The organism is Pseudomonas sp. NBRC 111127 (assembly GCF_001320345.1).
GTDB classification, from domain to species: domain Bacteria; phylum Pseudomonadota; class Gammaproteobacteria; order Pseudomonadales; family Pseudomonadaceae; genus Aquipseudomonas; species Aquipseudomonas juntendi.
This window is the reverse complement of record NZ_BCBD01000196.1, coordinates 1-9,828: the sequence shown is the minus strand read 5'-3', so window position 1 is coordinate 9,828 and position 9,828 is coordinate 1. Positions and strand designations below refer to the sequence as shown.

6 protein-coding genes and 4 pseudogenes are annotated in these 9,828 nt (G+C 60.8%); 4 read left to right on the top strand and 6 right to left on the bottom strand.

Annotated elements, in window-relative coordinates; translation table 11 throughout:
* Positions 1-429: 429 nt before the first annotated feature.
* The 3 genes and pseudogenes from APH30_RS30050 to APH30_RS28405 form a co-directional block, all read left to right on the top strand.
* Positions 430-600, top strand: a pseudogene (locus APH30_RS30050) (RHS domain-containing protein); the annotation flags it as partial.
* 1,009 nt (positions 601-1,609) lie between these two features.
* Complete coding sequence (locus APH30_RS24445) at positions 1,610-2,020, top strand: NTF2 fold immunity protein (protein WP_236185392.1); 411 nt, start codon at positions 1,610-1,612, stop codon at positions 2,018-2,020.
* Between the two features lie 149 nt (positions 2,021-2,169).
* Positions 2,170-2,445: pseudogene (locus APH30_RS28405) on the top strand (hypothetical protein); the annotation flags it as partial.
* A gap of 241 nt (positions 2,446-2,686) precedes the next feature.
* Here APH30_RS28405 and APH30_RS24435 read toward each other — a convergent pair.
* Positions 2,687-2,998 carry a hypothetical protein gene (locus tag APH30_RS24435; RefSeq protein WP_029886057.1) on the bottom strand — a complete coding sequence of 104 codons (312 nt, stop codon included), beginning with the start codon at positions 2,996-2,998 and terminating at the stop codon, positions 2,687-2,689.
* 8 nt (positions 2,999-3,006) lie between these two features.
* Positions 3,007-4,467, bottom strand: a pseudogene (locus APH30_RS24430) (DUF6861 domain-containing protein).
* 380 nt (positions 4,468-4,847) lie between these two features.
* On the opposite strand from APH30_RS24430, the pseudogene APH30_RS30045 reads away from it, so the two are divergent.
* Positions 4,848-4,955, top strand: a pseudogene (locus tag APH30_RS30045) (contractile injection system protein, VgrG/Pvc8 family); the annotation flags it as partial.
* 48 nt (positions 4,956-5,003) lie between these two features.
* Here APH30_RS30045 and APH30_RS24425 read toward each other — a convergent pair.
* The 4 genes from APH30_RS24425 to APH30_RS24410 form a co-directional block, all read right to left on the bottom strand.
* Entirely contained in the window at positions 5,004-6,062 is a 1,059-nt protein-coding gene (locus APH30_RS24425) for a hypothetical protein (RefSeq protein WP_054914000.1), read from the bottom strand.
* Positions 6,046-7,224: a CynX/NimT family MFS transporter gene (locus APH30_RS24420; RefSeq protein WP_054913999.1), complete on the bottom strand. Its 1,179-nt coding sequence runs from the start codon at positions 7,222-7,224 to the stop codon at positions 6,046-6,048. Before APH30_RS24420 ends, APH30_RS24425 begins: the two co-directional genes overlap by 17 nt.
* Positions 7,221-8,429 carry an acyl-CoA dehydrogenase family protein gene (locus APH30_RS24415; RefSeq protein ID WP_054913998.1) on the bottom strand — a complete coding sequence of 403 codons (1,209 nt, stop codon included), beginning with the start codon at positions 8,427-8,429 and terminating at the stop codon, positions 7,221-7,223. The genes APH30_RS24420 and APH30_RS24415 overlap by 4 nt, the downstream gene beginning before the upstream one ends.
* 3 nt (positions 8,430-8,432) lie before the next feature.
* Positions 8,433-9,828, bottom strand: a 1,396-nt coding sequence (locus APH30_RS24410; protein WP_054913997.1) for a class I adenylate-forming enzyme family protein, incomplete at its 5' end; no start/stop codon positions are given.

Here is a 9,828-nt window from a genome sequence, read left to right as displayed (position 1 = left end):
AAAAGAACGTGAGCGTCGCGAGGCACGTCAATACCTATTGTCTGAAGTTGAATATGTGCGTGCGTTGCGCGATGCTTCATGGTTGGCCCGGCTTTTCAAGCTGAAGCGCCAATAATAAGCAGAATTAACTACCATTTATCAAGGACGCGCCATGTTGACGGATCTGATTTCCCTGCTAAACCCACAGAGCCGAAGGCTGTTCAAATTCAATACTTTTGCACCCGTTAGCGAAGAAGATCTGTTGCTTTAACATTTTTCAGGGAGTGAAGGGCTGTCACAACTCTATCAGATGGACCTGGCGCTACTGAGTCATAAACTTTTTCGACTTTGGCGTCGGGTCGCATCATGGTCGGCGAGCTCCAGAAAGAAATCGGGAGCACAGCATCGGAGATCAGGTAAGCGCTTTGAATGTGGGGTTCATGGAGCGCTTACGAAAGCTTTAGCCATGCACCGTTGGCGCGGGTAGATCAGGTTGAAGGGGAAGGGCAGAAGGTCTATTACTTCCATACGGACCAGATTGGCACGCCGTTAAAGTTGATGGATAGTGACGGTAAGATCGTTTGGCAGGCGACCTATCGCTCGTGGGGCTCGGTAGAGCGGGGAGGAACTATTACGCCATCTCGTGGTACTGCGGCTAAGCTGAAAGTTGATACTAAAAGCATGCGCGGAAAATTGCTTGGTGGTAAAGGAGCTGTACATGATGTAATATTTGATTTCCTTAGATATAGGTGAATTATGAGTGCAGAGGATCGGTTGTATTTTGAGGCCGCCTTGCTTAAAGAGCTAAAGATCGTTGCGTCTAAATTTGATGGCGTGGGCGTGGTGGCTGCAAAGAATAAACTAAAATTCAAATGCAATAAAAAAATGTAGCTGAACTTTTTTTGATCATATCGCTCGTGTAGATTCTTATGTGCTATCTGGGATTGTTTCAGGGGGCGAGCTTTTCGAGTGCGCGTCAAAATTCACACCTCCTTACAGAAGTAATTTATTTAATGAGGGCTGTTTTTCGTTCATTTCGTCAGGTGAGCAGAGCAAACGATTCAGTGGGGATTTTGGCGGGGCTATAAAAACACCGGCTCCCGCTTTGGTAGAAGAAGTCTGCAGTCATATTCGGCTCGTTCTGGAAGAGTTCTATATTCCCAAGATGTTAGCCGCTATAGTGCCGACTGATAGAATCATAGGTGATGTTGTTTCGTCTCCCGATGAATACTCATATCCTGCTGTCTTGCTACATTGTGCTGTTAAGTTTTGTGGCGTGGCTGTAAATGAAGTTGCAATAAAGGAAGCGATGACGTCAAAGAAAATTATAAAGGACAAGGCCTACGATAGCTCTCTGCTCGAAGGATTTTGTTAATGTATTGGATGTAGTCAAGTATACTGATTACATATTCAGCCAATAAAGCACGAACTGTTAATCTTTAAAGGCCAGGCTTCTCGCGGATAAATCCAAGGGGCTATGATGTTGAGCTAAGCTTCGTGATTGAGCTATACATGGTCTACCATAATGGCGGAATGCCGCAACCCCCATAACTTATGGCATGTATTATTCAGGTGAGAAAATCCTTGAAGGTGTTTTTGCGAATTAATCTGTCTAAGGGAGAATTTAGCTATGAGTCCTCCTAGTGAATTAGTAGCTTTCATGAGGGAAATGAACTGCTGGGAGATTGAGTTCTTTGAGCAGCGCAAAATAAACCTGGCTCAGGGGGTAGACGATTCTCAACTGAAAGAAATTTATGCAAAAAAACTTGAAGAGATACTCGACAAATATGCCGTTAAGGATAAATATAACTATGGGCGACTTGTGGATCTTGGCTGCGCCAAGCCTGCCACTTATGATCCTGCGACTGATAAGTTAGAGGTTTTGGGAGTAGGTGGAGAAACGATGGCAATCAAGGTGCAGCAAACTAAAGGTGCCGAAACCTGCGCCAAGATTTATTTGGTGGCTAAAGATGGAGTTTGGAAAATAAAGAAAAAAGAAGTTTTAAGTTTTGATGATAGATGGCGCCGTTCGCCGCTATAAAATTTCGTCTCATTGGTTTGGCAATAAGATCTAATTCTTTCTTTGCTGTAAGGATTTGCTTTTTTGACAATTATTATTATGTAGTCGCTCGGAGAGAGATATCATCTTTTAGCGTATTCTTATTTTGTATGTGATCAGACTACCGTAACTGGCAGTATGCCTCGACCTTGCCGGCCGACAAGCTCTTGCAGGTGCACTATACCGGCATCAACACCTCTTTGCTGATCAAGCACGCCTACAACCCGATCCACCGCCGTTACCAGTACGACCCGGCCGGTGTACTAGTGCAAACCCTCTATAAGCTACGCGGCGAGATCAAGTACAAATCCAAAGCCAACAGCCAGTTGCGCAACCGCAGTACCGCCCGCTACCAGCTCGGTCTTGAACAAGCCGGTGCATTAGGCGACAGCCGCGAATTCCCCTTCTACCGAATCACTCTCGGCTGGGCATTTGGGGGCGGCCACCACCATGCATTTTTCGGCGCTGGCTCGTTGGCGCCAGATCTACATCGATATTCCAGTACTGCGCTCGCGCCTCACGACTTTGGCCATCTTCAGGTTGAGTGGAGGGCCCCGCGTCGCGCAGCCCGGCTTTCACCCTATTTGTAATACCGAAGGGACTATCAAGCGCGTTCAAGCCAAAACATAAAGGAAATCAGTTGCTATCTTATTGGGGTTTCTCCCCCATACTTGCTTTGAGTCGGGCCAATGTAGGTGACTCTCCACCTGTCAACTCAATGCGAAACTCTGCAAACGCATGCTCGAGATCGGCATACTGCTGCAAGCCTTCTTCAGTGAACAGGTAGCGACCCGGGATGTCGCGCCATTCCATGGCGGAATGGATCAGCTGTCGCTCTGCCGCATGCAGCAGCGGCTCTAGCTCTACGCTCAATTTCATGGCAGCGGGGTCCTGTGCCTTCAGGCTGTCGATCAACATGCGAAGCTTGACCGACTTCTGTTTGAGTTTTTCGGTATTCATGTTCAGCCCTAGTTGGAAAGGGTGCCTATCAATTTTGGAGTGCCCCATTCGCTACGATTGGGTGTGAGGTATTGCATTGCCTCACCGGTGCGTGAAATTGTGCCATTGAGCTCTATGGTAGGGGCTACTTTACTCACAAAAACTTCGGTTGGCTGCAGGGGCGACATTTCAAAGACCGAGTACCGAGTCGATTCGCTACCCAGTGGCACGCCGAAGCTGTCAGCCAAGGTCCTACCAGAGCTCGCCGCTGCCTGTAGCTCCTCGTGAGTCGTGAAGAACGGCGAGTAAGGCGACACGCTTTGTCCCTCGGGCACGATCTTGACCAGCGGTGAATCGATCAACTTGATCTCAGGAATGGTTGACCCGGAAGCGACTTGGTCGAAGGCCCGAGAGTAAATGGTCGTGGCATCAGCGTCTGGAGCCGCAGCCTGGAGTTTGCCGAGCAATTTTTTACCGTCGGCGGTGTTGAGGAAATCTTCAATCTGGGCATTGGACAAGCCCTTGGTCTTGAAGGTGCTAACTTTTTCGATCTGCTCTTCGATCGGCGTGAAATTCGGGTCTTGCTTGCTGTAGTACTCACGCATCGTCTCAGGCTGTGCTGGCTTGATCGGGGTCGCCTCTTTTACCAGCAGTTCCGGCTGCGCCAACAGCTTCTGCTCATTCTTCGCCAACCAGGCCGCCAGCTGCTTGTTGGAGATCTGAGCCTGCAGCCGAGCGCTCCGGGCGGCAATGCTTTCCATGCTGCTCATGACGCCGGCCTTCATTTGCCCCCGAGTAAGGTAGGTGACAATGGCTGTCAGTAGAAGCAGTACCAACTGCTCCTGCCCGCGAGCAAGCTGACGTGCCGCGCGCTCGACGCGCTCCTGAGCCTGCGCCGACGAGCCACCGCTTGGGTCCAGCCCGGTGGGCTTGAGGCCATCCTCGGCAAACCAGGCCGTGGCCATGCCTTGCTGCAGGGTCGACAGGCACGCCGGCAAGCCTTGATAGAAATACTCGGCAATGGCGGACAGCCCAAGTCCCATGAGGATCAGGTTGCCGACTTGCAGGCCGATGCCAGCGCCGGCGACCGCCCCTGGCGCCGCGCCGACGCCAAAGGCGAACGCCCCGGCCACGCCACCGGCGAGCGAGCCAACCGCCACGCTGCCACCGAGGATCATCGACACTTCTTTGACCAGTTGCAGCAGCACCGGCAGGATCTGCTCGATACCGATCGAGGACCACTTGCGCTTGAGGTTGTCCTGGATGATCGGGTAGGACAGGGCCATGGCCTGGCGCACGTTGTCGATGCGCTGCCCACCCAGATAGCCATAAGCCTGGTTGGCGCCATTACTGACCCGTCGACTGAAACCGTCCCACGCCTCCTGGGCGCTGTTCAGGCCGCTATCGACGCTTTGGTTGAGCTCGCTGAATTTCTATTCGAGGTTGCGTTCGATGTCTCCCCAGCTGGGGATGTTGGCTACAAGATCCATTTTCGCTTCACTGTCCATGGAAATAGGCGACGCTTCGGCGGCGAGCGCAGCATTTCGGTTCAGACACCAAGATGAGTACAAAGGTCTGACAGGCGTTCATTGTTCTCATGACAGGCGTGCGCGGCAATAATGGCAATTGAGCATCATGGCCTGCTTCGAGCCTTGCCGCATGCCGCATGTGCCGGTACGGCCGCACTGGCAGTGGCCATCTGCCAGAGTTGCAAGTGGCGGAAAATTTGAACCAATCCACGCTATGAAGCATTTTTCGGCGAGTGAGGCGGGGGCGCCAAGAAGCGAGACGGGCGAATGCATCCCCCGATAATCATGGACCTGGCCTCCGCGCTGCTGTCGCTGCAGAACCGGCGCGTATTCAAGTCCCGTTCTACTACTTCGAGCACACCGCCGCAGGCCACACCATGATCATCTGCGATGACTCCAGCACGCTGGTCGACATCCCCGAGCAACCGCAGATCCGTTTCCATAGCGCGGTTAACCTCCCACCATAAGGCCGCTTGAGCCTGAAATCCGCCCGCCGCTCACCACCCCGCCACGCCGCCGTCGCCAGCCAGTACCTGACCCTGGGCGCGCAGCGCCTCGACCAGGAAAAAGGTCGCGCAGGGCGTTTCCACCAGGCCGATACGCTGCGCATCAAGGCGATAGCGGTGGCCGATGAAGCAGCCGTGCCGCACCGACGTTGTCAGCAGCCCGGCTATCTGCCGGCAGGCCAGCTCGCACCAGGCATTACGCCCCGGCAGGCATTGCCATAGGCGCAGCAAGGCCACCGAGGCGATGGCGATGGCGCAGGGGTCGGCCTCGTCGGCGCCTGGGCGGCCGCTGGCGGCGGCGGCGCCCCAGTGCTGGGTCCAGTACTCGCAGGCCCGGCCTGCGGCCTCGGCGTATTCACCACCATAGCGACCTACGGCCTCGGCCAGCCCCAGCATCGCCCAGGCCTGCCCCCGGGCCCATTGGCCTGGCGCGGTACGCTGCCAGTTACCGCCTGGCAGCAACAGGGCCTGGTTGGCCCAGGCGCCCGAGGGCTCGGACAAGCTGTTCAGGCAACGCTGCAGGTGTTGGCGTGCCAAGGCCCAATGGTCGGCGTCCGGGCTGGCATGCAGCAGGGCGAGGGTCGGGGCCAGTGCGTCGATGTCCAAGGTCCTGGCGCCAGCCTCGCCAGCCCCCAGCCCTGTGCCCAGCCACCAACCGCCCAACTGTGGATCGTAGTCCGCGGCCAGTGCCGCGGCCGCCTGGGTGGTCAGGCCACGGGCCTGCTCATCGCACGACTGGCGGGCGGCAAGGCCGGCGCCGTACCAGAACACGAAGCTGCGGTTGACACTCGGTTCGCCAAGCTGTGCGGCCAGCCGGGCGCTCCAGGTCCGTGCTTCGGCCACATCCACCGCGTTGCCACTGGCCTGAGCGCGCCGCCACCAAAGCGCGGCCCAGAAGCCGCCCAGCCAGGAGCCGCGGCGCGACAGTTTCCAGGGCGAGTCCCGATCGACGCGGTACAACGGGAAATGGCCATCGCACTGCTGCGAGATGCGCGGCAGGGGCGCCAGCAGGGCTTCGATGATCGCCTCGCGTTTACGCTGTTCCGGCATCGGCGCAGCCCTCCGACACCTGCCGCGCCCGGTACAGGCTGCGGCATAGCCCGGCGCCCAGGCACAAGGCGATCATCAGCAGTGTCCAGCCCGCGGTGAAGCCGCCGGGCTGGCGCAGCAGCACGGCGAACAGCGGTGGGCCCAGTGCGATACCACCAAAGAACCCCAGCGACAGCAGCCCGGCGCTACTGGCAACTCCGCCGAAGCGCGGTTCGCGCAGCAGCATGCTCATGGCCACCGCGTTGCTGGCTACCAGGCTCAGGCCCATTCCGACCACCGCGGCCCACAGGGGCCAGTGGCGCGCGGGCGTGGCCAGTTGCATCAACACGATCGTCGCCAGGGCGAACAGGAACAGGCCGCCCAGCAACACGGTTTCATCCCTGAAAGCCGCGCCCAACGGCGTGAGCAGCAGCCGTGAAAGCACACCGGTGACGCCGAACGCACTGATCATCAAGCCGATGCTCGCGGGCGTCACACCGAGGCTGCTGGCATGCACGCCAAAAAAGGTGATGAAGGCCGACAGGCACAGCCCGGCGCAGCCCTGGATGGCCATCAGCCGCAGCAGCCAGCCGTTGGGCCGCTGTACGCGTACGGGCGGTCGATGCGCCTGGGGCGCCGGGGCGATCTGCCGAGCGACCAGCAGCGCCAGCAGCAGCGCCAATGGCGCCCAGCAGCCTAGCGCCATGCGCCAGCCCAGGGCCTGGCTGAGCACCGGCAGGGTCAGGCCGGCGAGCAGCGCCGAGGCCTGCACCCCGGCCTGCTTGATGCCTACCAGGCTGGCGCGCGGTGCGTCCACCGCCTGGGCGATGGCCTGGTTGGTAGCCGGGTTGGCCAGCGCCTGGGCCACGCCGCAGAAGGCCAGGGCGATCACCAGCCCGACGAAGCCCGGCAGCACCAGCACCAGGCTGAAGGACAGTGCCACCAGCATGAACAGCCCCTGCAAGCCACGGCGCGAGCCAATGCGCTGGACCAGCGCCCCGGCCCATGGCGAGAGCAGCGCCGCCAGGCCGAATGCGCTGGTGGTCAGCCAGCCCAGTTGCTCACGGTCCAGCCCCAGCGCTTGAATCAGTTGCGGGCCGAGTACACCCAGCGCATAGAACACCATCATCGGCAGGCCCATGGCGCAGGTGAGCAGGGCGGCCAGCGGAACATGCCGCTTCATGGGGCCTCCTTCGCAGGCGAAGGAACGGAAGGGGTCAGCACGTCGAAGGCGCGGCCGGGGCGCGTGGCCTGGAGCAGGTCGCGCCCCAGGGTGCTGATCAGCGCGTCGTCGGTGCCGTCGAGAATGTGCGTGGTGCGGGCGCCGCGGTAGATGCCCGACAGCGGCGACAGCTCGCTCAGGCCCTCGGCGCCCATTATCTGGATCGCCGAATCCACGGCCAGCGACAGCGCATCGGAGGCCGCCAGCTTGGCCAGGTTGACTTCGATGGCGCTGGCCTGGCCGCGATCGAAGGTGGCCGCTGCCTCGCGCAGCAGGCCCCGGGCCGCCGCGATCTCGCGGTAACAGCGGTATACCCGGGCACGTACCAGTTGCTTGTCGGCGAGCCGTGCCTGCGCGCCGCGGGCCGAGTGCACCCGCGCGCACAGATCGTCGAAGCAGCGCCGGGCCAGGCCCAGCCAGTGGGCGGCGCGCAACAGGCGGCCCAGGCCCAGGCGTTGCTGCATCAGCATCAGGCCCTGGCCTGGCGCGCCCAGCACCTGGTCAGGCTCCACCCGCACCCCCTCCAGGTGCAGCTCGCCCTGGCCCTGCTGACGACCTAGCAGCGCCAGTGGCCGCACAAAACGAAAGCCTGGGCTGTTGCAGGGCACCACCAGCATCGACAGGCCGGTCTGCAACGGGCCCTCGTCGGTGCGGGCGATGACGGTGGCGAAATCTGCCCGCTCGGCACGGCAGATGAACCACTTGCGCGCCGTCAGCCGCCAGTGGTCGCCTTGCCATTGGGCGCGGCTGTTCAGGGTGGCCGGGATCGAGCCGATGCTGTCGGGCTCGGACATGGCATAGCAGGGCACTTGCTCGCCGCGCACCAGCGGCAGGTACACGCGCTCGCGCAGGCTTGGGTTGGCGTGGCGTGCCAGCATGTGGCAGTCCAGCGTGGCGTCGCAGCCAAGAATCGCCGGCGCGAACTCGCTGCGGCCTTCTTCGGCGGCCACCTCCAGGTAGTCGCTCAGGCGCGCGAGGCGACCGCCGTCGGCCACGGGGTAGAAATTGCCGAATACCCCGGCGGCCTTGGCCTGCGCCTGCAGTTCGGTGCTTAGCCGCGCCGCCGCCGCGTCGCAGCGGCCCAGCTCGGCCTCACGGGGCAAAATCTGCCGCTCGACGAAGTGGCGTACCCGTTGCGCCAGTTCAATGACGTGCTCGTTGGCCATGGCTCAGCCCACCTGCCGCACGGGCTCGCCCAGCCCGGCTGCGTCGGCGGCCAAGGCACGCTTGTCGACCTTGCCGGCCGGTGTCAGTGGCAGGTGGCGATAAAAGCGCAGGTATTCCGGCAGCTTGTTCACTTCCAGCCCCTGTTCGCGCAGGAACCCGGTGATGTCCTGCAGGGCGAAGCGCGGGGCGCCGTCGCGCAGGGTCACGCACAGGCATACGCGCTGGCCCAGGTCCGGGTCGGGCACCGGCACGCAGGCCACGCTCACCACGTCCGGGTGGGCCATGGCCAGGCCTTCGATCTGCACCGGGCTGATGTTGGCGCCGCCGCGGATGATGATGTCCTTCTTGCGCCCGGCGAGCTTGAGGTAGCCGGCCGCGTCGATGAACCCCAGATCGCCGGTGCGCACCCAACCCTCGGCGTCGCGATAGCGCTCGTCCAGCTCAGGCGCATTGACGTACTGCATCGGGCTCAGCGGCCCGCGTGCCGTGATTTCACCCACGCTGCCTTGGGGCACTTCGCGGCCCAGGTCGTCGACGATACGTATCTCGCAGACCGCCGGGTTGGGCTTGCCCACGCTGCCCAGCACCGCTTCCAGCGGGTCGTCCAGGGTGTTGTGGCAGTTCACCCCGTCGGCCGAGCCATACAGGCTGATGAAACCGCAGCCGAACGCTTCGCTGCAGCGCAGCACGGTGGCCTGGTCGATCACAGAACCGCCGCAGATCAGCCCGCGCAGGCTGGAGGTGTCGATCTGGGCCAGGGCCGGGTCGGCGGCGATGCGTTGCAGCATGGTCGGCACGCCTAGGATGAAGGTTGGGCGCAGGCGCTCGATGGCCTTTATCGCCTCGCCCACCTCGAAGCGCGGCAGTACCACCAGCGAGCCGCCCAGCCAGCTGAGCACGCCGAAGGTGGCGGTAGAGCCGAACGACGACCCCAGCGGGACCAGGTACAGGCCGCGGAATTCGGCGCCGTCGTCGCTGATGCGCTGCAGGAAGCGCCCCCGTCCACCGATCAGTGCGTTGTGCGAATACGCCACCAGCTTGGGCTCGGATTCGGTACCGGAAGACACCAGCAGGCGTACTGGCGAGTCGGGGCACACGCGCGGCAGGCTGGTGCTGTCGATCGGCGCATGCTCGAACAGGGCGTCGAGGGTCGACCAGCCTGCACGCGGTGCGCCGTCTACGATCAGCACGCGCAACGAGAGCAGGGTTGGGCGTAGCGACTCGATGACCTCGCACAGGTCGATGTCGGCATACGTGGCCGGTACGATGACCGCGCGGGCATCGCAGCGGCGCACCAGCGCCTGGATGTCGAGCTTGCCGCGCCCCGGCGGGAAGGGTGCGACGATGGCGCCCAGGGCCGCCACCGCCAGGTCGATGGCGCAGCAGCGCCAACTGTTG

What these genes read in the sequence shown, in the direction of transcription:
- APH30_RS24445 (WP_236185392.1), top strand. Translation starts at nt 1,610, where the DNA reads ATGAGTCCTCCTAGTGAATTAGTAGCTTTCATGAGGGAAATGAACTGC.
- APH30_RS24435 (WP_029886057.1), bottom strand. Translation starts at nt 2,998, where the DNA reads ATGAATACCGAAAAACTCAAACAGAAGTCGGTCAAGCTTCGCATGTTG.
- APH30_RS24425 (WP_054914000.1), bottom strand. Translation starts at nt 6,062, where the DNA reads ATGCCGGAACAGCGTAAACGCGAGGCGATCATCGAAGCCCTGCTGGCG.
- APH30_RS24420 (WP_054913999.1), bottom strand. Translation starts at nt 7,224, where the DNA reads ATGAAGCGGCATGTTCCGCTGGCCGCCCTGCTCACCTGCGCCATGGGC.
- APH30_RS24415 (WP_054913998.1), bottom strand. Translation starts at nt 8,429, where the DNA reads ATGGCCAACGAGCACGTCATTGAACTGGCGCAACGGGTACGCCACTTC.